Raw genomic sequence first — 24,311 nt, 5'->3', positions numbered from 1 at the left:
GATGATATTATTTAGGCTTGCTGCCTACAGATAAATTGTTAATTTCTAGCGGGCATTGGTTTGTTAATTCCTGTTTGTCGCTACTCAATACTTCAAGCAGCAAATAAATTGGATTTTTACCGCCAACAGATAGATTTAAATCGATCGCACTTTTGCCACCATACTCCATCTTCGCAGAGTCTATCAACTTACCTTGTTTGTTCCACAAAGTCAAGCGCAGGGCAACTCCCGGACATTGCTGGTTAAGTAAAGCGAGTTTGCCGCTAACTTGCGCCCTGTCAGAAATAGCACCTAAATACAGAAAAGATGTATCGAGTTTCGTGCTATTTTTAATGGGAGGAGTTACAATTTTATATAGGTTATCCGATTCTCGACTGACTGAATAATTGGCACTTGTGTAAATTGACTGACGCAAACTAATCCAATCTAACTGCCCGCCCGGTCGATCGACTATTTGTTGCTGCATCGCGTATAAAGTGCGAACTGCTGTGCCTGTATCCGTGGGACGAATTCTCCGATAAATGCTTACAGTCACGCCGTTTTCTAACTTAAACTGTTGTGGTAACAACTGGAAATCGCGGGAAATTTCCCAGTTTTGAGTAAAGACATCATAGATAACTTTAACAACATCTTGCTCGTGCGATCGCAAAACTTGTTCGTCACCCGGTAACACCTGCTGAAAAGGTGTAGCAACCGCCACATATTGCGCCTGTAACAACTCCGGTAGCGGGTAACTATCGCGGGAGTCAATTTGCGGCCTCCCGATGGTGTTTAACTTCCACCAACCCTCCGGCGGGTTTAATTGGCGATTAGCTTGTCTGAGTATATTAGCATTAAAACTGTTAGAAGCACCTGCAATATAAATTGGTTCTTCATCCGGTGCTAATTTTTGCAGAAACTCTACTAATTTTACAACTTCGCCGTAGTCCGATCGCACTAACGGCCCAAAATTACTCACAAACAGTCTTGACAAATCAACATTGACAGGAATCAACCCCACGGCTGCATTCACAATTAAGTAAAAACCCGCCGCGCCCAGCATCAAATAGCGGACTTTTCCCTTGAGTGTCAGCCAAGTTGTCCAGAAAAATGCGGACAAACCCAAAAGTGCGATCGGTGTGACGTGAATTGTATAGTGTAAGTAGCCGTAACGCAACACCAAAAGCCATTCAACCAGCGACAAAACCCCAAACAAACAAACAAAAATAGTCGCCCTAGGAACCAGAATCCGCGTCACAATCCCCGCCGAAAAACCAATCAGTACCAACAGCCAAGTTCCCAAACCGTAAAAAGACGCATAACGAATTAAAATATCATCAACCGGCAAACTCCAAGCCACATATAAATTGCGATAGTTAACTGTCAGAGCACTGCGAGTAAAATCTCCCGCTACCAACATTAAAACACTAAAAGTAGTCCCAGCTATCAAACCCAATTTGATCCCAGATTCAACCAAATCTCGGTAGGGAGATGGCAATGCCGAATCTCTACGGTATATTTGTACGATAAACTCTATCAAAGCCTGTAAACTAGCCGCACCCAAAAAGGCGATCGCACTATAAGCAAAATGTCTCCGCAACAGAATCGCCACCGCCAGACAAACCCCAATTAACGGAATTTTCCACCAAGATTTCAGCTTAACATCCTGCAAATAAACCCAAATCGCCAACCCTACAAATACGCAGCCCCCCGTATCCAAATATCCCCGCAAAGTCGGAATCCAACTCATCGGAATTAATAAACTTAGCAGCACAGTTGACCAAAAAACCCGCTGCGGATAAACTGGAATCAGCCTTGCAGAAATTGCCCCCAACAACAAGCGAAAAGGCAGCACATAAATCAGCGAAATGCTGAGAATGTAACTCAATCGAGAGTCACCAAATAACAGAATAAACGGCACTAACGGCAGAGAAATTAATAGATTCTTTTCCTTAGCCAGTGATTCTATAACTCCAGCCAATGCTTTCTGTGGCGAGTCTCGAAATAAATTAGCCGTATTGACTGTAGCGGTGTTGTATCCCGCGTAATCCCACCAATAAAAAGTACGTTCGCTAGATACATAAATTGACGTTACTCCAACTGTTACCAGAACAACTAAAAACAGAAAAAGTCCATCAATCAGAAACTTGCGACGCAATTTTAAATCAAATAATCCCATCACTCTAAAAAACCTAATTAACTCCAAAACTTCCTCATTCTTCCTTAGCGCCCTTCGCGCCTTCGCGGTTCATTAACTCTTGCAAAAAAACATCCAACTTTTCCGCATATTGCCGGTTCGCCGTCGCACTCGGATGAATATCATGGGGTAAATTATTATTTCCCGGTACTTTCAAATCAACCGAAATATCTACTGTCGCAATTCCATCCTGACTTAACTCATCCAACATCTTAGCAGAACCCGCATTAATTCCCGCTACAACTAACTTAATATTATTAGCCTCAGCCACTCGGTTAAATTCTTCAATAATTGCCTTAGAAACATCGTGACTTTTGTACAATTGTTCCTCAAATTGATTGTAATTAACCTCCAGCAAATTCACTAAAGCCGAAACCCGCATCAGCGGCCACTCGCGATATTCAAGTTTTTTCATGCTGTAGGTAAAATTATTTTCTCCATTCAGCCTAGCATCGGGCTGCAACAGAATTCCGAGTTTATTCCAAGCAACCATTTGTTTGCTTCTCGCCCTCAATAAAGTATTGCGCCTATCGTGAAATCCGGCATAGGCAATTACGGCAATTTTGGGTTTATTTCCTTGTTTTAGTGCTTCTTTAAATTGAATAAACGAGTGCAGCGTGCCGTAGCCGTTAACGCCAAAATTTACTATTTCATATTTAGGTAATTTTTCTTGTAACAACCACGCATAAGTTTCGCTGTCATTCAATGACCAACCGTAGGTAAAAGAACAGCCAAATATCCATATTTCCGGCTTGTTTGACGATTGATTGTAGGTGTTGAGCGGGTGTGTTATTCTTAAACTATTATTGAGATGAGTGGCGTTAAATGAGTAGTTGCCGTTAAGCGTGACTTTGAATTTTCCGGGTAAATGCTTGTAACCGAGTTGCGAATCTTTAGTGAAAAAGTTACCTTTCGGTTCCACGGCCACATCGACATTTTCTATTTGCCAGGGTTTGTATCCGGCAACTCGCAAGACAATTTCAGCGGTGGTTGCAGAGAGCAATATTGGAAAAATTAGATAGGTTATTAATCGGAATGTAAAATTTTTGAGTCTGCCTTTTTTCATGTTTTATATTATGTCCGATCGATTAACTGCAGTAAGGTTCGTAGTGCGGACTTTAGTCCGCTTTCATGCTGCGGACTAAAGTCAACACTACGAACCCTTTTTGTTATGATAATCAACCGAACATGATATTAGATGGTGGCTACTCGTTACCAGGAAGAAATGGGGGTAGGCCCACACCATCCACCACCCCTAGATATGTATAAATCCTGCAAGGATTGCTATATCTGTAACCACCGGTTAAAACCGGTGTGTTACTACTTCTGTGGTGAGTTCTAATAATTCGCTTCCTCCTCGTACTCAGGAGTCTTAGTTTTCTCAGGGATATTCACCCGAGGAGCATTGTAAGGCTTCGGCGCTTCATCGTCAGCCCAAGCATCGGCCTCCACATCATCTTCATACTCGTACTCAACCACAGGCTGCTTCGGGCGAGAAACCTCCGGGCGAAGGTACTGCTTTTCTTCGTACTCTTCTTCCTCGTAATCGTCTTCGCCGCCCCAATTATCCTCTTCGTAATCATCATAATCGTCGATCGCCGACTGGGGTTGTGCTACTGCGCGCATCTGCTGTCGCACCGGCGGCCGGTTCCACTGCGAATCGTCGTCCCAAGGAACTTCCTCCAATGCAGGCGCAGCTACCTTGCTACGCATTTCCGGTGCAGGTATCCGCACGCCCGGCCCTAATTGATATTCCGTAGCAACGGGTTTCGGATAATACCCTTGCTCGTCCTCTTCGCGTTCCCAAGGTGCTTGGCCCAAACCTACGCGCTCTAGCAAGCCTACGCTAAGCTGCCTGAGCCTTTCTTCGGAACCTTCAAACACAATCAAGCGGTTCGGGCCGCTGCTGACAATTTCTTCAATCCCTAACTCGTAAGTGCTGAGAACTTGGTCGGGGATTTGGGGGATTCCTAGGGAAGCGATAATTATAGAAACTAACTTACCGTCTTCGGGGTCGAACCTAAAGCCGCGCACTCTACCCAAAAGTTCGCCGGTTTCGGTAATAACTTCGCTGTTAATCAAAATGCTGTAGACTTCAACATCAACATCATCTTCGATCGCGCTCTCATCTTCCACCAACAGCACGTCGCCGATTTCGCTGACATTGCTGAGGAACATAAACTTCGGCATTCCAGCGACCGCAAATATATTATCACGCAGACCGATCGCCACAACCTCTCGCCGATCGATGTCCACCCACAATTGACTGACTACACCCAAGCGCTTACCTCTGTCGCGGGTGATGACTTGAGTGCCTAGAATATCGGAGCGTTGGCAGATTTGTTCGGATGTCATTATAACTTTAATCCTGATTTATCAAGTATATATATCACTGAACACGGTCATCAACAGATACTCCGGGACTACAACTTAAGTCCGATGACTTGAGTATAAGCTCCCCGCGCTTGAGTAACACCAATTGTACGCTCTGCTGATTGAATCATAGGTCGCCGCAAACTCACAACAATAAACTGGGCTTGTTCAGACTGTCGTTTTATCATTCTAGCTAATCGCTCCACATTTGCCCCATCCAGAAACATATCCACTTCATCAAAAGCGTAAAACGTAGACGGGCGGTAGCGTTGTAGCGCAAAAATAAAACTCAGCGCCGTCAGCGATTTTTCGCCTCCAGACATAGAAGCCAGCCGCTGTACGGGTTTCCCCTTCGGGTGAGCAACCAAATTCAAACCGCTGCTAAAGGGGTCTTCCTGGTCATCTAGCTGGAGATAGCCGTCGCCTTCGGAAAGTTCCGCAAAGATAGTCTGGAAGTTTTCGTTAACAGCATCAAAAGCTTCTTTAAAAGCGCGCCGCCTTAGCGTGGTAAAGTTTTCAATTCTCAACAGCAGTTCAGTGCGTTCTCCGGCCAATGTTGTCAATTTTTGACTCAATTCTTGGAGGCGTTCTTGAGTGCGGTTGTACTCTTCCAAGGCTAGCATATTCACCGGTTCTAGGGCTTGAATGCGTTTGGCGATCGCCTTTACTTCCTGCTGCAATTCCGTCAAATTGGCTTTCTCGACATCTTCGGGAATAGACGGCACCGGATCTGGCATTTCCGCCCGCTGCGCGTCCAATAGAGTGCGGGCGGCGGCTAATTGTTCCCGGCGTTCTTGCTGGGTTTCGTGGAGTTTTTGCAACTGCCACTGCAACTGCTGTTTGGCTAAATGCTGCTCTCGCAGTTGAGATTCCGCCCGATCGCGATCGCCCTTTTCCACCCCCAACTTTTCCTCAATTTGAGCCAAAGCAGCCTTAGATTCAGCAATTTGGCGATCGAGTTCCAACTGCTGCGAAACAATAGCAGCGATCGCATCCGCCCCCGAATTTTGCTGCACTTGCCATTCCTGCAATTTCTCGCTGCCTTCCTTAATTTTCTCTTCCAAACGCCCGAATTGATTTTTCAAGTCTCCTTGGCGCTGCTGGGCGGTTCTGAGAGCCAATTCTCGCTCTTGCAGTTGTGCTTCCAAAGCGCGCAAACCCGACTGCATTTGCTGCCATTCGCTGTGACTGTTGGACTCTTCCAACTGCGCCAAAGTTTGGCGGTACTGCTGCAATTGAGTTTCTTGGACGGGCAATTCCCTCTCCAACAACTGCAACCTAGATTGCGAATCAGTTAATTCCTGAGTATTTTTAGCAATTTGCGATCGCACTTGTTCCTGCTGCGCTTGCAACTTCTTAATTTCCGAATCCAACTGTTCCCACCGCAACTGATTTTCGCGCAAATTCTGTTTCGCCTCCATCAATTCTTGACTGCGAGTTTTGACAGCAACAGCAGCGCGATCGATCGCAATTTTGCACCGTTCCAAAATCCGCTCAATTTCCTCTAGACGTTCTTGCAAAAAGGCGATCGTCCGGGCTTCATCCGCCGCCACACTAGCATCAACCGTGCCAAAATGCAAAGTTGACCTATTACTAGAACTTCCCCCAGTCATCGCCCCGCTACTTTCCAGAATTTCCCCATCCAAAGTAACAATCCGGTACTGTCCCAAATAGCGGCGGGCATCAGTGAGATTGCTAAACACAACCGTACTGCCAAAAACATAAGCAAAAATTTCCTGATAGCGCGTATCGCAATCAATCAAATTCACCGCCGCATCCACAAACCCCGCCGCGCGCCGCAAATTTTCATTCACCGAAAACCGGCCGCCTCGAATCTTATTCAAAGGCAAAAACGTCATCCTTCCCGCCCGTTTTTGCTTCAACAATTCGATCGCCGCAGCCCCCACACTGTCATTTTCCACCACCATATTACCCATGCGGCCGCCCGCAGCAATTTCCAGCGCCAACTGAAAGCGCGGCTCCACCCTGCCCAGTTGAGCCACCAAGCCGCAAACTCCGCCAATTCCGCTTTGCGCGACAATTTTTGCAGTAAACGTGCCTGTCGCTTCTTGCAGTGCTTGAAACTGCACTTCTAGCTTGTCTAACTTGCGCTGTCTTTCGCGCTGTTCTTCCAGCAAGCGAGTTTGAGTTTCCTGTTGCAGTTGCAATTCTTGTTCGGATTCAACTAAAATCTGATTCAGCGATTCTACTTGCAAAGATGCCACGCCTTTGGTTTCCACAAGGCGAGATTGCTGCTCTTTTTTCGCTGCAATTTCCTGTTCCAATACTTGCAGCGATTGGTTTTGTTCTTGAATTTGGTTTTGCAGGCGATCGGCTCTTTCGTCAATAGTAGCTTGTTCTGTACGCTGGGGTTCCAAAGTTTGTTGAATTGTTTCGATTTGGCGGTGCAGTTCCGTTTGCTGCTGCACCCAAGCTTCTGCAGTAGAGGCGATCGCATTTGCAACATCTCTATTCCGATCTAAATTTTCCCGCGCTGCGTCTCGCTGTTCCTCCAAAACTCCTATTTGAGACTGAATATAAGATATTTCAACCTCAATTTGCTCCAAACTTTGCCGAAATTGTCTAACTTCTTCCTCGGTTTGTGCTATGTTAGCCGCCATTTGTCCGGCGGTTGCTTCCAAATCCTGTTGGCGATTTTGCAATTGTCGCCGCTGGGCTTCCTGAGTCGCAATACTTGCTTGCAAAGCCAACAATTCCGACTCGCCCAAAGCTTTAACACGGGCATTCAGCGCGTCAAGTTCGGTAGTTGATTCTTGAATTTGGGTGCTGATTGTTTCCAGTTGTTCGGTGAGAGAAGCAATATTGCGATCGCCCGATTCGATTTGTTCCCGCAGTTTCCATTCTTGTTTTTGCAACTGGCGGAATCTCAGCACAATTTCCCACTGCGACTTTTCTTGAAATTCCGCCCGCAACCTTTGATATTTTTCCGCTTTTGTGCGATCGGAAGCCAGCCTGTCGCGCTGAGAAATCAGCTCTTTTTCCACAATTTGGCTGCGTTCTTCCACATCCTTAACTTCATCCAACTTTTGCCTAGCTAAGGATATTTTGCGATCGAACTGAGCCACTCCCGCCAATTCGTCAATAATTTCTCGGCGTTCCTTAGCATTCATCGAAATAATGCTAGTAACGTCTCCTTGCAAAACAACATTATAACCTTCGGGATAAATTCGTAAACGGTTTAGTTGTTCGTGGAGTTGAGTCAGCGTGCAAGGTGCGCCATTAATGTAATAAGTTGAAGTGTAAGTTCCTTGACGAGTTACTCGGAGTCGGCGCGTCACGCTCCACTCATCCGATTTTAGATTTTGGATTTTAGATTTGAGATTGGATGATTGGCCGTTGTTTTGAGTTGCCGCAATTTCAATTTCTGCGACTTCTTCAGCAGATAAATCATCGGGCAATTTTGGATTTTGAATTTGAGATTTTAAATTGGATGATTGTCCGTTGTTGTCTTCAGTTTCGGGAATTTCGATTGCTTCTACGTCTGTTGCTTCAACAGACTCAACAGACAAATCATCGCCTGCATTTTCTTCCCCATCCTCATCTTCAGCTTGGGTGAACCATTCATCGCCCACATCTTCCAGCGCAAAAGTCGCAGTCACGCTAGTTTCGATGGTACCGCGCTTGTTTTGGCCGCTGTTGACCAAATCCGGCAAACGTTCAGCGCGCATTCCCTTAGAAGTGGAAAGTCCCAGACAAAACAGCAAAGCATCGAGGATATTGGACTTCCCAGAACCGTTGGGCCCGGAAACCACGGTAAAACCGGGCAGCACGGGAATGGACGTTGTGCCGCCAAAAGATTTAAAGTTAGTTAATTCGATCCGTTTAATGTGAACCATATGCTAGGACTAGCTTTGGCTCTATCTAGGTTGTTGTCACAGAGTAACACAGGCATTGGTGCGATCGACAATATGTTAATTTTCCAGCATTGTCGATCGAACAGGTTGTTGAGACTTTTGTCAACAACCCCAGTCACGCGCTACCCAAAAAACTGGTTGAGAACGGTGCCACATTTGTAACCACACCGAAAGCCACCTCAAGTCAATTTTGATACAAATAATTAAATTATGATATATCGAGATTATTTGTGCGATCGCACCTGAAATCCTTGTCCAGAGGGAATGCTAGCAAAAAAAATACCTGAAATTTCTAACATCCCCCCTGGACATCTAAAAACTTTCCGGTAAAATCGAACCAAAATTAATAATGTATAAAGTAACAAACCACATATGGAGGGCAAACCCATTACACCAGCTCAGAACTCGTCTAACCTGTCAGCTTCACCCGAAAGCGACCAAGAACTATTACAAATTTGGGGTCGCCAGCCCTTGAAAGGACACGTCAAAATCAGCGGCGCGAAAAACTCAGCCTTAGTCGTGATGGCGGGAGCGATACTGTGCCCCGACGATTGCCGTCTCCGCAACGTTCCCGGTCTAGCCGACGTCGCCCGCATGAGGCAAATTCTCTCGGCTGTAGGAGTCAAATTAGAGCAAAATGGCGACGTTCTAGACATCAACGCCAGCCACCTCATAGACGCTCAAGCCCCCTACGAATTAGTCAGCCAACTGCGGGCGAGCTTTTTCATTATCGGGCCGCTGCTAGCCCGTTTGGGATTTGCTAAAGTGCCTTTACCCGGAGGTTGCGCCATCGGCGCGCGGCCTGTAGAACTCCACGTTCGCGGCCTGCAAGCCCTAGGCGCTGAAGTCCACATCGACCACGGTACAGTGCACGCTTACGTCAAAGGGCCCAACCGCCGCCTCAAAGGAGCCAAAATTTATTTGGACTACCCCAGCGTCGGCGCAACCGAAACTTTGATGATGGCGGCGACTCTGGCCGAAGGAGAAACCGTCCTTGAAAATGCGGCCCAAGAGCCGGAAGTCATCGATTTGGCAAATTTCTGCCGCGCGATGGGAGCCAAAATTCAAGGCGCAGGTACAAATACGATCGTCATTTCGGGAGTTCCGAGACTGCACGCGGTAGACTATTCAATTATTCCCGATCGCATCGAAGCCGGAACATTTTTAATCGCAGGAGCCATCACCCACTCAGAAATCAGTTTGTCGCCGGTCATTCCCGACCACCTGACTGCAGTGATTGCCAAATTGCAGACAATGGGGGCGAAAATTATTGCCGAATCCCCCGACATTCTGCGAATAATTCCCGGCAAAATTCACACCGCCACAGACATCGAAACTTTGCCTTATCCTGGTTTCCCCACAGATATGCAAGCTCAGTTTATGGCTTTGCTGACTCTGAGCGAAGGAGACAGCATCATCAAAGAAACAGTATTTGAGAACCGCTTGCGCCACGTAGCAGAACTCAACCGCATGGGCGCAGACATTCGCGTTAAAGGCAATGTCGCCGTAGTGCGCGGAGTCTCGATGCTCTCAGGAGCGCCGGTAGTAGCAACAGATTTGCGGGCTTCAGCGGCTTTGGTGGTGGCGGGACTTGCGGCCGACGGCGTAACCACAATCAGCAGCTTGCAGCATTTAGACCGCGGCTACGAGCAATTGGAGGTGAAGCTGCAAAAATTGGGAGCGAAAATGCGGCGTCTCAAGGAGGGAGAAGACCAAACTAAGGCTGAGGCTCCTGTCAATCCCGTGCGATCGAGCTTAAACTGTTAGTTAGTCAGCAGTCAGTTGGTAGTGGGCAGTTGTCAGGAAAGCAGTTGTCAGTGGTAGTGTGTCAAACCCTTTTTGCGTCAGTCTTGTGGTTCTTCCTTAGCAATTCTTCGCTAATCATTAAGGAATGAATGACAACTACCAACTGCCAACTGCCAAATACCAACTGCCAACTGCTTTCCTGCCAACTGCCAACTGACTCACAACTAAAATGTCAAACATACCGCTCCGAGGTTTAAAAGCAGACCAGTTTCGCCACCCGCTAGACTTGGCAGCCACCAACTCTCTCAAACAACTCCCCGGACTAGATTTGATGGTGCGGCAGTTGCTGGGACAACTGGGCGAACAGTTTTTCAGGCTCGAAAATCTGGCTTCCAGCGTCCAAGTCGGCGAAAATCAATTGCCCCACCTGCATCAATTGCTGTTGGATGCCTGCAAAACTCTAGATTTGGAAGTGCCGCAGCTTTATGTCCGCCAGCATCCGATGCCGAATGCTTACACCTTTGCGATGCGGGGAAAACAGCCTTTTGTGGTGATGCACACTTCGCTGATTGATTTGCTCACAGACGAAGAAGTTAAAGCAGTAATCGCTCACGAGTTGGGGCATTTGAAGTGCGAACACGGAGTTTACCTGACTCTGGCTAATTTAATTGTATTGGCCGCCGGTCAAATTTCCCCTCTGGGAACCGTTCTCGCCCAGGGTTTGCAGGCGCAAATGTTGGAATGGTTGCGGTGTGCAGAATTTACGTGCGATCGCGCCGCCTTGCTCGCCACCCAAGACCCAAGAGTGGTAGCATCGTTGTTGATGAAACTGGCAGGAGGTTCGCCGACTTTAGCTCCGAAACTGAATGTCGATGAGTTTTTGGCACAGGCGCGAGCCTACGACGACCTCAGCAGCACGGAACTGGGAGAAATGCTCAAACAAGCTCAAACGGCTCAGTTGTCGCATCCTGTACCAGTATTGCGCGCCAGAGAGATCGATCGCTGGGCCAGTTCAAAAGATTATGAATCTTTGCTTGACAAAAATCGATCGGCGCTTTATGATGGTGAAACCGATAAAAAGGGCGGGTGGCGAAATTGGTAGACGCATCAGACTCAAAATCTGACACCGAAAGGTATGAGAGTTCGATTCTCTCCCTGCCCACTAATAAAAAAGCTTAATAAATATAGGGTTTCAGATGATAAGTCTGGAACCCTAATTTATGTTGGGAATTGGGAATTGGGAATTGGGAATTGGGAATTGGGAATTGGGAATTGGGAATTGGGCATCGGTAACTAATGACAACAGTCAACACTCAGTAGGGGCGGTGCCCCCGTGCCCGCCCTCTTAACAGTCAAAAATCAACAGTCAAAAATCAACAAATTTTATGGGTGAAATCGCCGCTTTAGGCGCTGCATTTGTCTGGGCTTTATCTTCCACCATCTGGCAGCGAGTAGGACAGCAAATCCCCGCAGTGGTGCTAAACTTCCTCAAAGGCGCGATCGCCCTTTTCATGATTTTAGTCACTGTAATAATTTTAGGAAAATCCTTCCCCGCCGTCAACCCCAATATTTTAGCAATGCTGCTGATCAGCGGCGCATTAGGAATTGGCCTCGGAGACACTGCTTTCTTTATCGTATTAAAATATTTAGGTGCGAGGCGAACGCTGCTTTTAGAAACCCTATCTCCTCCTTTAACAGCTTTATTCGGCTTGATATTTTTGCAAGAAAACCTATCGCCCATTGCTTGTACGGGCATACTTTTAACAATCTGCGGCGTAGCTTGGGTAATTGCCGAACGAACAGCCGAAACTACCTTACCATCAAAACAGCTTTGGCTGGGATTAGGCATTAGTTTATTAGGACAAACAGCCCACGCCGCCGGAGCAATTTTATCCCGCGCCGCCTTCAATCAAATAGATATCGATCCCTTATGGACAGCGGCTTTGCGTTTGAGCGGGGGAATTGCAGTTATGTTATGCTTTTTAAACCCAAAAAACCCTGGGACTTGCAAACAATTAACAGCGCCCAAAATATTAGGTGCAATAATTTTAGCAGCTTTTTTAGGAACCTATCTCGGAATTTTCCTGCAACAAACTTCGCTGAAATATGCGCCCGCAGCGATCGCCCAAGCACTCAGTTCTACCAGTCCCCTGTTTGTACTGCCTTTAGCCGTGGTAGCAGGCGAAAAAGTCAGCTTTCGGGCAGTTTTGGGGGTCGTTGGGGCGATCGCTGGAATTGCGTTATTATTAAGTTTGAAATGATTAAATGTGATAAGAGAGATTTAAGATTTTAGATTTGATACCACTTCCCAAAAAGAATGAAACTGTAGGTCGGCTCCCAACCATGATAGTCATCAGTGATTCCCCAATCTAAAATCTAAAATCTAAAATCTAAAATCGTATGAGTGATTATTTAGGCGATCGGCAAAATAGCAAAGTAGCAGCTATTCGCCAACAAATCAATTGGCTGCAACAACCAGACGGCACTCTATTTCAAAAAAATTACGGCGAAAACTGCATCGCAGTCAAAAAAATTAATTCATTTCTACTCCTACTTTTAGCAGACACAGAAACCTTAACTACCAAGGTAGCTCAATCAATTCTAGATCTCAACAATCCACTAAACTTAATCTTTCCCTATGCCAGAGCAATGATGCTAGCATTAGTCTGGAAAAATTCACCCCAAAAAATATATATAATCGGCTTTGGTGGCGGTAGCATTCCCAACTATTTTCACCACTACTTCCCTCACGCGATCGTCGAATGTACCGATATTGACCCCATAGTAGTCGAAGTTGCTCAAAAGTTTTTTGGAATTAAATTAGACGACAAACTAAAAGTAACCATTCAAGATGGTCGCGAATATCTTGCCGGACAAAATACCACCGTCAAAAATGATATAATTATTGTGGATGCTGGTTTTGGTAGCGGCTATATGCCCTATAAATTGGTGACACAAGAATTTTACCAACTTTGCAAAACTCGCTTGTCAAGTGCGGGTGTTGTAGTAGTCAATTTGTTTCACAAGCAAAAGTTTAATGCGGCGGCGGTGAAAACTATTCAAACTGTGTTTGCACAAGTTTATTTATTCAATTTAGATCAGGGTAACACTATTGCGATTGCGACTAATGCTCCAGATTTAACTCAAAATGAAATCTTTTTGAAAGCCGAAATTATTCAAGATTTTTATAATTTAGAATTTTCCTTAATAGAATTGTCGCTTCAACTCAAAAAAGTAGCGCAATTGCCAGAATGGGTAAACAGTTGGGATACCTTGCCAATTTTTACCGATGCTGCAATTCCGGCGGAATATTTCGATTAATAATTGCACGCAAACAACTTTAATTGCAGGGTGTGCAACTTGCACTAAGCTGTTGTGCATTTAAATTGTATATTTGGACGCTCGATCCAAAATCTTCTCCCCTCTCCCCCTCAATCACCATACACAATTGCGATGCACAACAGCTTATAATATCGTTTCCGCTGGCATCGGAATGATTTAACCTTATTAGTACGCAGAGTACACAGAGGGAGAGAATACATATCTGAATCATTCCGATGCTACCGGATTTGATATAACGCATCCGGCTGCTTGTGTTTGTGCAGCATCGCTATAGCAAGTAGCAAGTCCAATCAGTTAACGATCAATACTAGCAAACATCTGTCTAAAAAATACTTGACACTGAAATTGTGGCGGTGTATTATAAAAGTAGTGTAACAAAATAACAACATGAGACTAAAAAGTTGGGAGTCTCCCCGCAGCGAGGGCAGAAACTCCAAAGGTAAAGGCGGATCAGCCAGGGCTCGACAGCTCAAAAAGCAACGGCAAACTCTGCGAAAACAGTTAAAAGCTCAAAGCGATCGAAACACCAAACAAACCACCCACCAAACAAGCAAGGGAAGGAAACCCATAATTCCTTCCCTTTTTTTGTATCTTTTTGCCGTTGCTCAATCCCGCTGAATGTTCGGACAAATCGTGCTACTAATCCGATCGCGCGAGGGTTGCTCTTCCCAGCGGTTGAGAATACCTTGCAACTCCCCTTTCAAAGTTTCTAAAGCTGCAATTTGCCCGGAAATTTCCTCTACCTTCAAAATTAGACGCTGTTTTGCTTCAGAGCAAGGCAAGTCTCCCCGATCGCGAACTTGTAAAATATCCTTAATCTCCTGAAGGCTCAAACCCAGAGTTTTAGATCGTTTAATAAACGCCAATCTGTTGAATACTGCCTCGCCAAACAACCGATAACCAGCGGGCGATCGTTTTACCGCCGGAGACAGCAAGCCCATTTGCTCATAGTAGCGAACAGTTTTCACCGACAAACCGCTACAGGCAGCTACGGAGCCAATTTGGTATAATTTCTCGGCCACAGAAATATTCATCAACCAAGCCTCAAAAATCGAGCATCGAAAGACTTTTCTGGTCAGATCTCGATACGGCCTCAGCCCTAGAAAGTCGATCGCCACATTCCAGAGTGCCATTGCGCGATCGACTTAATAAGGAGGATTTTTCTTAGACACGCTGTTGAGCGTGGGTAACTGAGATCGAGAAGACTGAGGAGGAAGGTAGTATTCGGTAGCAGGGGCGGATTGTTCGGCTCCAGAGCGGTAAATTTGCCACCAGCGGAGGGCCATCGCCACCCCAGCAGTACCCAGCCCAAAAGCCAACAAAGAACCGCTAGCGCCGATGCTGCCGATCGCTGCATCGACAACGCCCACCGTCACAATAAAGCTGGTAATTGGCTCTTTACGGTAAGCAGACCTCAAAAGTCGCGTCCATGAAGCATTCATGTGGTTTTACTCTGTTCTATATTTATTTACAATCTCTAAAACTTAGAGTGGGCGGTGCGATCGAGATTTCTAGCTGAGACTAGCTTCACCTAAATTAATCTGCTCCCCTGTGGGGAATTGTACGGGAGCGAGGCTAAATTGCCAAGCCTGTCAAATCAAAATTTCACCCGAAATATCGCTCCCAAAGCTAGCTCTTGCATTTTCTAAACCGATGTTTCTCGATTGACAAGTCGCTGGGCTTGTTCTAATTAATATTCTAATCAATTCCCGAAGTGGTCGCGGTCAGCAGGGTGACACCCTTGCGAGTGACAGTCCAGACCAACTGTGAGGCTGAGGGGCCCAAAAACTGCTATCAGCCCCCGACGCTAGCTCAGGGTAAATCCCCAAATTTTAGACTTTTGTTCCTCCTCCCAGATGAATCTGTGGAGTCAAATCTAAAATCTAAAACTTGCGCTGAGCGAAGCCGAAGTATCTAAAATCTCAAATCGACTGACCGCGCCATTGCTAAAATTAGTTGAGACCTAACCAGGCCAGCAACCCCTGCCCTGTGACATACTCGATAATTACAGTTAGGGAAAAACCGATCATCGCAGCTCGACCGTTAAGGCGTTCCGCGTAGCTGTTAAAGCCAAACTTTGGTTGTTCGAGTTTGGGAGTGACGGTGGGTTGTAGTTGTGCCATTGCTTTATATACCTTGCGATCGACGCTGTTCAAATGTGAAATCGAATGTCAGTTACAAATCTTAAACATTTCTGCTTCCATTATAAAGAGGGTTAACCGCCATCAACCGTCCGCGCTAAAAAAAACTGCTGCTAACTCAAGCCACTTAATTATATCCGCTGAAAATATGACCAATCAGTTAGATACCGATAAGCCTCCTGTAGCCGTACAGCGAGTTGCCTTTGCCCTTCGTACAGCAGGCTGGATTTGCTTCTGGGTGCAATTAGTGCTAGCGGTGGTAGCGGCGATCATTTTGCTCTTTGCCATCCCCTTCGCCATCCCTAGCGCCACCGCTGCTGCTCGTTCAACCAGTGCCGGCACCGGTGGCGGTGTATTTTTTGCAATTTGCGGGCTGGCAGTTCTTGGTTACAGCGTATTTCGCGCTTGGGGTTTCACTCGCTTGTCGAAACAACTGCGATCGCCCGCAGGCGCTGTCCGCCCCAAAAAAGCAGACACCATCAAACAAGTTCAGTTGACTCTGATCGGCAATTTGTCAGGACTGCTGCTGACGCTGATCGGTGCAGAAGCCATCAGCGGCACGCTTTTAGCCAAATCTCTAGCTCAGCCGCAAGCTTTGTTCGGGGCCGCCGTCGATTTCAGCAGATTTATTCAGCCTTTGGACATATTTGTGGTATTGGCAAATACTCACGCCACGGTGGCCCACTTTGTCGGAATTGTCGGGACTCTTTGGTTGCTCGATCGCATCCACAAGATCTAAAAAATTGTAATCGGTAATCGGTAATTGGGAATTCTTTCTTTCTCCCCCGATCGCCCTCCCAAATTGATGCGGACTCAAGTCCGAACGATCAAACTTCTCCCCCGATCCTCCTCCCGAATTGATGCGGACTCAAGTCCGAACGATCGAACCTCTCCCCCGATCCCCCTCCGGAATCAATGCCAAGCTGTCGAAGAACTTATTCAGATACCTTCTAGCAAGACAACACAAACATCATGGCACTGAAACCCGAGGCTTATTTTGGGGTGACAGATCACGCAACTATTGAAATTTCTCAAGAAAGTTTTCGTTCTGTCCTCGGTCAAATAGAAGCTGAACTCCTCTGTAGCGACACCTACAGCCACGCTCTAGCTAGCTTGCAAACCATGTTGGGTGAAGCAGCATCAGCAGCGGAAATTTTAATTAGAGCCGTTAGCAGAGAAGCTGTCAAGCTGGCATTTGACAGGTTTGGCAAACCAAACAACACGGAAATCCAAGTTGTAGAAGAGACTTTCGCTGCTGCAACTTCCGCCGCCCTATCGGTTAGAGAATTAGAGCCGTCAGTACCCGATCCTGTGTTCTATTGGCGCAGCGCTGCTGTGGAAGCGCCCCCCCAAACCGAGGTCGAGACTGAAGATGGCGAGACAGAAAATCACTCTTCACAAGAAGAGCAACCGGCGCCTCAAGACGAAATTAAAGTTGAGTCGGCTGCACCAGCAACTGTCATCGCCCCTGCAAAATCCTTCCCGGGGTTCGGTTTTCTCAAGAAGACCAAAAAACTCACCAAGGAAGAAGAAGTAGCAATCGCAGTTGAACAGCGAGAAGAGTCTCTGCGGGAGTTGGGTATAGAGTTACGCAAGGGGCGACAAGTTCGATCGCTATCTCTCCAACAACTCCACAGTCAAACTCTCGTCCCACTGCACCACATTGAGTCGATAGAAAATGGGGAAATCGAAAAACTGCCCCAGGATATTTACGTTAGAGGTTTTATCCGCAGGTTGGGCGATGCCTTGGGACTAGACGGCACCGCGATGGCAAATGCTTTGCCCAAACCGGCTCCGAGTCTCGTAACTGCTAACACCTATTTGTCTGTTTCTGACTCGGATTCAGCCGACGGCTTTCAAATGCGTCCCGTGCATTTATACCTCGGTTACACCGCTTTGATGGCTGGGGCGATCGGGGGTGTGGGTTGGCTGTCGCAGCAACCTGTAGTACCGGGTGCCAATGCAGTACCTGAGCCGCAGGTGAAACCGCCCGCCTCTGTGGCACCGTCTCCTAAGAGCCAAGAAAAAGCGCCTCAGCCGGGTTTGAAGAAGTCTCACAACGGGGCGATGATTGTGGGGGCTGACATGGCACCGCCGGAGGTGATTTTTGGTTAGAGTGTGTCGGGCGATCGATCGCCTGACAGCACTCGTGGCGCACGTAAACTGGGAAACCGGATTTGCGAGTTTACATCCATTCCTACATACAGCTTGAATATAGCGGTTCGATCGCGTGGTGAGGTATCCCGGCGCAGGCCGGTTTGGCCGGCTCCGGCCTAGTGAATTTTCCACTGCATCAGGAAACCCGATATCTGCGATAGACTATCTATTTGACCACTCATTTCGAGGTTTTCAATAAGATGAGCTCCCCAGCTACCGTTGCTTCCTCCGATACCGAGTCGCTATCGACTCAGACGCCAACAGTCACGAGTTTGGTTCCTTCAGACGGTGCTTTGGTAGCCGCTGCTGAACAGCCACAAAAATCTTGGACAATAGAAGATAGCGAGAAACTATACCGCATTCAAGGCTGGGGCGAACCCTATTTTTCGATCAATGCCGCCGGTCACGTTACAGTGTCTCCCAAGGGCGATCGCGGCGGTTCCCTCGACTTGTACGAACTGGTTGAATCGCTCAAACAGCGCAATTTAGCTTTGCCCCTGCTGATTCGATTTTCCGATATTTTGGAAGATCGGATCGATCGCTTAAATTCCTGTTTTGCCAGAGCAATCGCTCGCTACAGTTACAAAAATGTCTATCGCGGCGTCTTTCCAGTCAAATGCAACCAGCACCGACAGTTAGTTCAAGATTTGGTGCGTTTCGGTCAACCCCATCACTTCGGACTGGAAGCCGGCTCAAAACCAGAATTAATGATCGCTTTGGCGACTTTGAAAACCCCTGGCGCTTTGTTGATTTGCAACGGTTACAAAGACCGCGAATACATAGAAACCGCAATTTTGGCGCAGCGGCTGGGGCAAACTTCTGTGATTGTGCTGGAGCAAATTGAGGAAGTAGGACTCGCAATTGCCGCCAGCATTGCATTAAAAATTAAACCTGTTTTGGGAGTGCGAGCCAAACTCACTACCAAAGGCGTTGGCCGCTGGGGAGGTTCCACGGGCGATCGGGCAAAATTTGGCTTGACAATTCCAGAAATTATCCGCGCCGTCGGCGAACTAGAACAAGCAGGAATGCTCGACTGTTTGCAGTTGCTGCACTTCCACATCGGCTCTCAAATTTCCTCAATTAGCGTCATCAAAGATGCCATTAGAGAAGCCAGCCACATTTATGTAGAATTAGCTAAATTGGGAGCTAATATGAACTACTTGGACGTAGGCGGCGGGCTCGGCGTTGACTACGACGGCTCTAAAACAAATTTCCACACTTCCAAAAACTACAATATGCAAAACTACGCAAACGACGTAGTAGCGGGAGTGAAAGATGCCTGCGACGAGCGGAAAATTCCTGTACCAATTATCATCAGCGAAAGCGGGCGGGCGATCGCATCTCACCAATCAGTTTTAGTTTTTAACGTACTCGGTACTAGCGATGTCCCCAGAGAAGTACCAGAACCAGTAGACGAAAACGCGCATCTTATTCCGCGCAATCTCTACGAAATTTACCAATCAATCACACCCGAAAATTACCAAGAAGTCTATCACGATGCGATCCAATTTAAGGAAGAAGCAGTCAGTTTATTTAACTTAGGCTATTTGGGAATTGCGGAACGGGCAAAAACCGAACAGTTGTACTGGGCTTGCTGCGATAAAATACAGGCGATCGCGCGGCAAAAAGAATACGTCTCGGACGATTTGGAAGACCTAGAAAAGGTGATGGCGTCTATTTATTACGTCAACCTATCTGTTTTCCAGTCAGTACCAGACAGTTGGGCAATCAATCAATTGTTCCCAATTATGCCCCTTAACCGACTCGACGAAGAACCTACTGCGCGCGGTATTTTAGCCGATATAACCTGCGACAGCGACGGCAAAATAGACCAATTTATCGATTTGCGAGATGTCAAGTCGGTTTTAGAACTGCATACTCCCAAGCCGGGAGAACCTTACTATTTAGCGCTATTTTTGGGAGGTGCTTATCAAGAAATTATGGGCAACCTTCACAACTTATTCGGCGATGTAAATACAGTTCACATTCAGCTAACGCCTTCTGGCTATCATATCGAACACGTGGTGAAAGGAGACACTATGAAAGAAGTCCTCAGCTACGTACAGTACGATTCAGAAAGCTTGGTTGAAAGCATCCGCCGTCAGACAGAAGCAGCTTTGCAGCAAAATAAAATTACTCTTTCTGAAGCCCAACTTTTGCTGCAAAATTACGAACGAAGTCTGGGCCAGTACACCTATCTTCAGTCGTAATTAGTCATATCGCGTCCGATCGATAGGTTTGTAGTGCGGACTTTAGTTGGCGTTTTACGGACTAAAGTCCTCACTACAAACGATTTTTATTCGTTACCAGCACCTTACCTTTAGAAAATACCCACTATAGCGGTTCGATCGCGTGGTGAGGTATGCCCACGGAGGCTACGGAGGCCTATGCCCACGAGAGCACCTCATGTTACGCTCGAAAGGCTACACCAATTATTAAAGATTACCGAGAATTGCTGCGATCGCCCGCCGCTCTTCTCCGTGTTGAGTAGGCAAAACTTGGCGAGCGTCAGTAATCAGCCAATCGAGCGCCGCTTCTTGCAAATCGATCGCAGCTCCGGTTTTGTCAACGCAATAGCGCCCGAACACCAGTTTGTCAATCAACCGCACCTCTGGGCCTAAACGGGAATACTCAAAAATCACACTGTTTTGCACAGTCGCCCCGCTGCACACCCAACAATTTGGGCCGATCATTGTCGGGCCCACAATTTTTGCTCCATCCTCAATAATGGTCATCCCGCCAATGTAAACAGGCCCGGTAATATCAACCTTATCCCAGTTCACAGCCACATTCAAACCAGCGTAAACGCCGGGGCGCACTTCAATTCCCGGAATTGAAACATTTTTAATTTCTCCCAACAGCACGCTCTGAATTGCCCGCCAATAGTCAGGAACTTTGCCAATATCCACCCACTCAAAGTCCATGCTAATTCCGTAAAACGGAGCCCCTGCTTCTACTAACGCGGGGAATAACTCGGAACCGATATCGTACTCCTTACCCGAAGGGATGTAATTGAATATTTCCGGTTCAAAAATATAAATCCCAGTATTGATGTCGGTACTCAGAGCTTCTTCTACAGAAGGTTTTTCTTGGAAAGCTTTAATTCTGCCAGAATCGTCTGTCACCACCACTCCGTAACTAGGAACTTGTTCCCGAGGAACAGATTTCATCACAATAGTAGCGATCGCCCCTTTTTCCCGGTGCCACTTCACAGCAGCAGTCAAGTCCAAGTCAATCAAAGCGTCCCCGCACAGCACCACAAAAGTATCATCAAAAAACGGTGAAAAATCCTGAATCCGTTTCATGCCGCCAGCCGAACCGATGGCTTCTCCAATCATTTTTCCGTCTTCAATCCGGCCTTCAAAAGAATAGCCAATTTGTACCCCAAACTTTTGACCGTCTCGGAAATAGTTCTCAATCACGTCGGCCAAGTGAGAAACATTGACCATAATCTGATCGAACCCGTGCTGCCGGAGCAATTCAACCAAAAATTCCATCACTGGCTTTTGCAGGATCGGAATCATCGGTTTGGGTATTGTCTGAGTAATGGGACGGACGCGAGTGCCTTTACCGGCCGCCAGAATCATCGCTTTCATTATTAACTTCCTCAACCCTCTATTAATTGATATCAACTCAACACTTAGATGCTAGCGGTTGCGATCGCGATCGGTGCGATCGCAGCACAATCCCGACTTGTTTATAGGCGACATCGTACCAGGCTATTAATGATTTATTCCCTATTTACTAGATTTAAAAAATCAGGAATCGAGAATTAACCAGAACTTCGCAATCGGGCTGTCCGCGTTTCATACTCAGCCTTAGAATGTCGGCGAGCAAGGTTCTGCCTAAAGTCTTAACCGACGCAGGGGGAGAGTTATTGGTTTCCCAGGTTGACTACCATGCCGTTTCAGTTCACAGCGGCCGGATTTTGAGGTCTTGGTAAAACTCCTCTTGAAGCAACTCTACTTTAGACTGAGCCGACAGCAACAACAACGCCCAAAAAACACCCACGCGGTCATGATTTGGCAAGTGAACTTCCCCAGTCGATAGGGGGGACTCGGCATCAACAGGAGAGTGCAAATCGTGATGGCGCCAAAGTTCCAGAAGTTCTTCCAAGTCGAGCCAACCCTCATCAATTTCAGACCCGCGCCCTGTCAGAAGCCGTTCTAGTTCGCTAGCAGTTTCCACAAGATTTTCTTGGTGAGCTAGCTCAAAAATAGCCTGGGCTGCTTGCGATCGCATTTTTGAGGTCGGGCGGCGGCGGGGAGCAACTGTCTGCTCCATTGCTGCTTTCATAAGCTGCAACTGCTCGATTAGTTCCGGGAGAGTCACCGGGCGTTTTTGTGGGAGTTGAGCGACACCGCGACGGCGCAATTGTCGCTCCAAATGCTGCGGCAAATGTCGCCCTCCCGAATGCTCTGAGTCTTCTAGCGCGACCTCGTCGAATTCAGGATTTGCGGGGGGTTCAGAGAGAACGATACTTTCTGCTTTGAGCAGCACCAGCATTGAAGCGTACAAAAACGCTTGACCCGAGTGGGACAAATCGGAGAAATCCGTACCCCTATCGGCATCGCAGGCGTTTGTCAGTTTGCTCAAACATCGATCGAACACTTCAATGACTTGCACGTCCCAAGGATTGATTTCTCCCCGTTCTGCCAAATCAATTAAAATTGCGATCCCCTCAGAAATCGTTTCTAAACCATTTTGGTCTCTGGAAACAACCATTCGATTTTAGATTTTAGATTCTTTGATATCAAATCCGTTAGCATCGGAATAGTAAATTCACTGTTGACTGTTAACTGTTGACTGTTAACTGTTAACTGTTAACATCATGTATGAGTGCAACCGGAATTTATCTGACTTCGCTAGCGAACAAGTTTTAGATTTTAAACTGATACATTTACCAACAAAAAAACCGATTTTTTTATCCTAAATTGGCTCATTACCAGGAAGAGCCTGGTAATGCAAATCCAGAGTATCTACCTCCTTATTATCTCGCAACTTGCAGGAAATAAAACTGTAGGAGGTGCTTAAGTTATTAAGTTTTCTATCCTAAGCAATACTTCGGACAGTTTTTTAAAGCCTCTGGAAGCTTTACAGTGCAAGCCTTCACATTTTTAATCTTTTTTTCAAACTTAAGGCTCAACTTAAACTTTGAAAAAATAGTCCACACTATAGCCAGCATGGGTTTCAGATATTGGATCGGGCCTAAGACTGTCCGAAGTATTTTCCTAGATAAAGTTCGTAGTACATCAGTCAGCGTCCGTAACTTAAGAGCGGACGGTTGTCCGCACTACGAACCGTTTTTGTTATGGTAATCAACCGGACACGATATGACTCGCCCCGATCAAATATATCCTCTTTAGGCTTGGCCGAGGTTTTGCGGTTTCTTGCCGATTCCGAGTCCTGGCAATATTTGATATTTCAAAGCAACGCCCGCCACTACAAATAAGGCAATAATTAACGCCCCAATTCCTACGGGACTCGGAATCCAGAATGTCGCCTCCAAATAGTTAATTTCCCCTGGTTTCAGCTTCCAAACTAACTGCTTTCCTTCGCGGTAAATTTCGGGTACGAGCGCACCGGCGACAGTTTCCATACTTTCTGCGCCCCAAGGAGTGTTCAAGCTAAATTCTAGCTCCAAAAGCCCCCCCGGACTCAGTAGCAAACTGCCGTTTGAGGAAAGCAGGGAAAGAGAGCGCAAATCCAATTCCAAACTCAACCGATTTCGCAGCACCAATAACCAATTATTTTGCTTGACATCCATGTGAGATTCAAACTTCGGTAAATCGGTTTCTAGCTTACTTGCGACGGGATGATTTTTGGTGGTTTGTGCGATCGGATTGTAGAATTTGTTGAACTTGTTTTGTAACTCGGCTCCATTATTAAAAGGAATAGTCACCATAACTTCTGTCTCGGAAAGCCGTTTAGTTTTTCCGTTCAGCAACCTCACCCGCTGTTCTACGCTGTTCAACCAATCTCCAACTGTTTCGCTGCTGAAGCTGGTCAACTTTTCCCCCAGTTTAATGTGCTGGACAATTTCGCCGCGAGTTTGACTTTGAAAGTTGACTCCGACATCGTACTGAACACATCCAGTCACTAGAGTTAAAAGGCAAAGAACAAAAGGTAAAAGAAAGAAAAAGTGCTTTTTCTTCTTCCCAGTTCTATCCTTGACATTTTGCTCTTTCATTGTACCTTTTCCCTATTTTTTCCTATTTGCATGACTTAGCAAAGCGATAATTTGCCGACACAGTTTCTGTTTTTTTCTGACAACTCTCAACTTATATCAAATCCTCTCTTGATCGGAATAGTAAATTCAGGCGTTGACTGTTGACTGTTGACTGTTGACGGTTAACATCATTCCGATGCAACGGGAAACGATATTACGCACTGCGGAATAAAAACCCGGTTTCTTAACAGTATTGGCGATTTCACCGACGGTTTTTGGCAGAAACCGGGTTTTTGGGGTCAAGCGTCATAACATTTTTATGGCAAAAGTTT

17 protein-coding genes and 1 tRNA gene are annotated in these 24,311 nt (G+C 46.6%); 8 read left to right on the top strand and 10 right to left on the bottom strand.

All coding sequences use genetic code 11. The annotated features are described in order from the left end of the window. Window positions 1-7 precede the first annotated feature (7 nt). From QT998_RS23345 to smc, 4 genes are all read right to left on the bottom strand, one after another. Window positions 8-2,158, bottom strand: a complete 2,151-nt coding sequence (locus QT998_RS23345) for a hypothetical protein (RefSeq protein ID WP_333118013.1) — start codon at window positions 2,156-2,158, stop codon at window positions 8-10. Between the two features lie 34 nt (window positions 2,159-2,192). Beyond that, entirely contained in the window at window positions 2,193-3,242 is a 1,050-nt protein-coding gene (locus QT998_RS23340) for an SGNH/GDSL hydrolase family protein (RefSeq protein ID WP_333218165.1), read from the bottom strand. A 272-nt stretch (window positions 3,243-3,514) separates the two neighbouring features. Next, window positions 3,515-4,531, bottom strand: a complete 1,017-nt coding sequence (locus tag QT998_RS23335; RefSeq protein WP_333089650.1) for a PRC-barrel domain-containing protein — start codon at window positions 4,529-4,531, stop codon at window positions 3,515-3,517. 68 nt (window positions 4,532-4,599) lie between these two features. Then, window positions 4,600-8,406, bottom strand: coding sequence for a chromosome segregation protein SMC (gene smc, locus QT998_RS23330; protein WP_333118016.1), 3,807 nt, complete (start codon window positions 8,404-8,406; stop codon window positions 4,600-4,602). 390 nt (window positions 8,407-8,796) lie between these two features. Between smc and murA the strand changes: the two genes are divergently transcribed. The 5 genes from murA (at window position 8,797) to QT998_RS23305 (ending at window position 13,491) form a co-directional block, all read left to right on the top strand. Further along, window positions 8,797-10,191 (top strand): UDP-N-acetylglucosamine 1-carboxyvinyltransferase, encoded by a 1,395-nt coding sequence (gene murA, locus QT998_RS23325; RefSeq protein WP_194009068.1) that lies wholly within the window; start codon window positions 8,797-8,799, stop codon window positions 10,189-10,191. Window positions 10,192-10,399: 208 nt separating this feature from the next. Continuing rightward, a complete protein-coding gene (locus tag QT998_RS23320; protein ID WP_333089643.1) occupies window positions 10,400-11,272 on the top strand; it encodes a M48 family metallopeptidase in 873 nt (290 codons plus the stop codon). Then, a tRNA-Leu gene (locus QT998_RS23315) sits at window positions 11,251-11,332 on the top strand. Before QT998_RS23320 ends, QT998_RS23315 begins: the two co-directional genes overlap by 22 nt. Window positions 11,333-11,555: 223 nt before the next feature. After that, the gene (locus QT998_RS23310) at window positions 11,556-12,431 is read left to right on the top strand and encodes a DMT family transporter (protein ID WP_333118018.1); all 876 of its coding nucleotides are present in this window, start codon (window positions 11,556-11,558) and stop codon (window positions 12,429-12,431) included. A 139-nt stretch (window positions 12,432-12,570) separates the two neighbouring features. Beyond that, complete coding sequence (locus QT998_RS23305) at window positions 12,571-13,491, top strand: spermidine synthase (protein WP_333118020.1); 921 nt, start codon at window positions 12,571-12,573, stop codon at window positions 13,489-13,491. A gap of 626 nt (window positions 13,492-14,117) precedes the next feature. Here the strand turns inward: QT998_RS23305 and QT998_RS23300 are convergent. The 3 genes from QT998_RS23300 to QT998_RS23290 all read right to left on the bottom strand — a co-directional run bounded on the left by QT998_RS23300 (window position 14,118) and on the right by QT998_RS23290 (window position 15,635). Beyond that, window positions 14,118-14,645, bottom strand: a complete 528-nt coding sequence (locus QT998_RS23300; protein WP_333089636.1) for a heavy metal-responsive transcriptional regulator — start codon at window positions 14,643-14,645, stop codon at window positions 14,118-14,120. A gap of 12 nt (window positions 14,646-14,657) precedes the next feature. Beyond that, on the bottom strand, window positions 14,658-14,954 hold the full coding sequence (locus tag QT998_RS23295; protein ID WP_333089634.1) for a hypothetical protein: 297 nt from the start codon (window positions 14,952-14,954) through the stop codon (window positions 14,658-14,660). Window positions 14,955-15,464: 510 nt separating this feature from the next. After that, entirely contained in the window at window positions 15,465-15,635 is a 171-nt protein-coding gene (locus tag QT998_RS23290) for a hypothetical protein (protein ID WP_194070356.1), read from the bottom strand. A gap of 166 nt (window positions 15,636-15,801) precedes the next feature. On the opposite strand from QT998_RS23290, the gene QT998_RS23285 reads away from it, so the two are divergent. The 3 genes from QT998_RS23285 to speA all read left to right on the top strand — a co-directional run bounded on the left by QT998_RS23285 (window position 15,802) and on the right by speA (window position 20,020). Beyond that, window positions 15,802-16,392, top strand: coding sequence for a DUF3611 family protein (locus tag QT998_RS23285; protein WP_194070357.1), 591 nt, complete (start codon window positions 15,802-15,804; stop codon window positions 16,390-16,392). A 233-nt stretch (window positions 16,393-16,625) separates the two neighbouring features. Next, window positions 16,626-17,768, top strand: a complete 1,143-nt coding sequence (locus QT998_RS23280) for a helix-turn-helix domain-containing protein (RefSeq protein WP_333118022.1) — start codon at window positions 16,626-16,628, stop codon at window positions 17,766-17,768. 242 nt (window positions 17,769-18,010) lie between these two features. After that, entirely contained in the window at window positions 18,011-20,020 is a 2,010-nt protein-coding gene (gene speA / locus QT998_RS23275) for a biosynthetic arginine decarboxylase (RefSeq protein ID WP_333118023.1), read from the top strand. Between the two features lie 225 nt (window positions 20,021-20,245). Here the strand turns inward: speA and QT998_RS23270 are convergent, their stop codons facing one another. The 3 genes from QT998_RS23270 to QT998_RS23260 all read right to left on the bottom strand — a co-directional run bounded on the left by QT998_RS23270 (window position 20,246) and on the right by QT998_RS23260 (window position 24,000). Continuing rightward, window positions 20,246-21,406 (bottom strand): sugar phosphate nucleotidyltransferase, encoded by a 1,161-nt coding sequence (locus QT998_RS23270; RefSeq protein WP_194009059.1) that lies wholly within the window; start codon window positions 21,404-21,406, stop codon window positions 20,246-20,248. Window positions 21,407-21,722: 316 nt separating this feature from the next. Further along, entirely contained in the window at window positions 21,723-22,535 is an 813-nt protein-coding gene (locus QT998_RS23265) for a segregation/condensation protein A (protein WP_333089624.1), read from the bottom strand. Between the two features lie 637 nt (window positions 22,536-23,172). Beyond that, window positions 23,173-24,000, bottom strand: coding sequence for a DUF3153 domain-containing protein (locus QT998_RS23260; RefSeq protein ID WP_333218163.1), 828 nt, complete (start codon window positions 23,998-24,000; stop codon window positions 23,173-23,175). Window positions 24,001-24,311: the final 311 nt, after the last annotated feature.

Origin of the sequence: Microcoleus sp. S1D4 (assembly GCF_036700765.1) — a bacterium.
In the GTDB taxonomy this organism is placed as follows: Bacteria; Cyanobacteriota; Cyanobacteriia; order Cyanobacteriales; family Microcoleaceae; genus Microcoleus.
Note: the sequence above shows the minus strand (reverse complement) of the source record. Positions and strands in the feature narration are given on the sequence as shown.

Excerpts from the sequence above, each read along its gene's own strand:
- QT998_RS23345 (WP_333118013.1), bottom strand. The coding sequence starts at position 2,158 with ATGGGATTATTTGATTTAAAATTGCGTCGCAAGTTTCTGATTGATGGA.
- QT998_RS23340 (WP_333218165.1), bottom strand. The coding sequence starts at position 3,242 with ATGAAAAAAGGCAGACTCAAAAATTTTACATTCCGATTAATAACCTAT.
- QT998_RS23335 (WP_333089650.1), bottom strand. The coding sequence starts at position 4,531 with ATGACATCCGAACAAATCTGCCAACGCTCCGATATTCTAGGCACTCAA.
- smc (WP_333118016.1), bottom strand. The coding sequence starts at position 8,406 with ATGGTTCACATTAAACGGATCGAATTAACTAACTTTAAATCTTTTGGC.
- murA (WP_194009068.1), top strand. The coding sequence starts at position 8,797 with ATGGAGGGCAAACCCATTACACCAGCTCAGAACTCGTCTAACCTGTCA.
- QT998_RS23320 (WP_333089643.1), top strand. The coding sequence starts at position 10,400 with ATGTCAAACATACCGCTCCGAGGTTTAAAAGCAGACCAGTTTCGCCAC.
- QT998_RS23310 (WP_333118018.1), top strand. The coding sequence starts at position 11,556 with ATGGGTGAAATCGCCGCTTTAGGCGCTGCATTTGTCTGGGCTTTATCT.
- QT998_RS23305 (WP_333118020.1), top strand. The coding sequence starts at position 12,571 with ATGAGTGATTATTTAGGCGATCGGCAAAATAGCAAAGTAGCAGCTATT.
- QT998_RS23300 (WP_333089636.1), bottom strand. The coding sequence starts at position 14,645 with ATGGCACTCTGGAATGTGGCGATCGACTTTCTAGGGCTGAGGCCGTAT.
- QT998_RS23295 (WP_333089634.1), bottom strand. The coding sequence starts at position 14,954 with ATGAATGCTTCATGGACGCGACTTTTGAGGTCTGCTTACCGTAAAGAG.
- QT998_RS23290 (WP_194070356.1), bottom strand. The coding sequence starts at position 15,635 with ATGGCACAACTACAACCCACCGTCACTCCCAAACTCGAACAACCAAAG.
- QT998_RS23285 (WP_194070357.1), top strand. The coding sequence starts at position 15,802 with ATGACCAATCAGTTAGATACCGATAAGCCTCCTGTAGCCGTACAGCGA.
- QT998_RS23280 (WP_333118022.1), top strand. The coding sequence starts at position 16,626 with ATGGCACTGAAACCCGAGGCTTATTTTGGGGTGACAGATCACGCAACT.
- speA (WP_333118023.1), top strand. The coding sequence starts at position 18,011 with ATGAGCTCCCCAGCTACCGTTGCTTCCTCCGATACCGAGTCGCTATCG.
- QT998_RS23270 (WP_194009059.1), bottom strand. The coding sequence starts at position 21,406 with ATGAAAGCGATGATTCTGGCGGCCGGTAAAGGCACTCGCGTCCGTCCC.
- QT998_RS23265 (WP_333089624.1), bottom strand. The coding sequence starts at position 22,535 with ATGGTTGTTTCCAGAGACCAAAATGGTTTAGAAACGATTTCTGAGGGG.
- QT998_RS23260 (WP_333218163.1), bottom strand. The coding sequence starts at position 24,000 with ATGAAAGAGCAAAATGTCAAGGATAGAACTGGGAAGAAGAAAAAGCAC.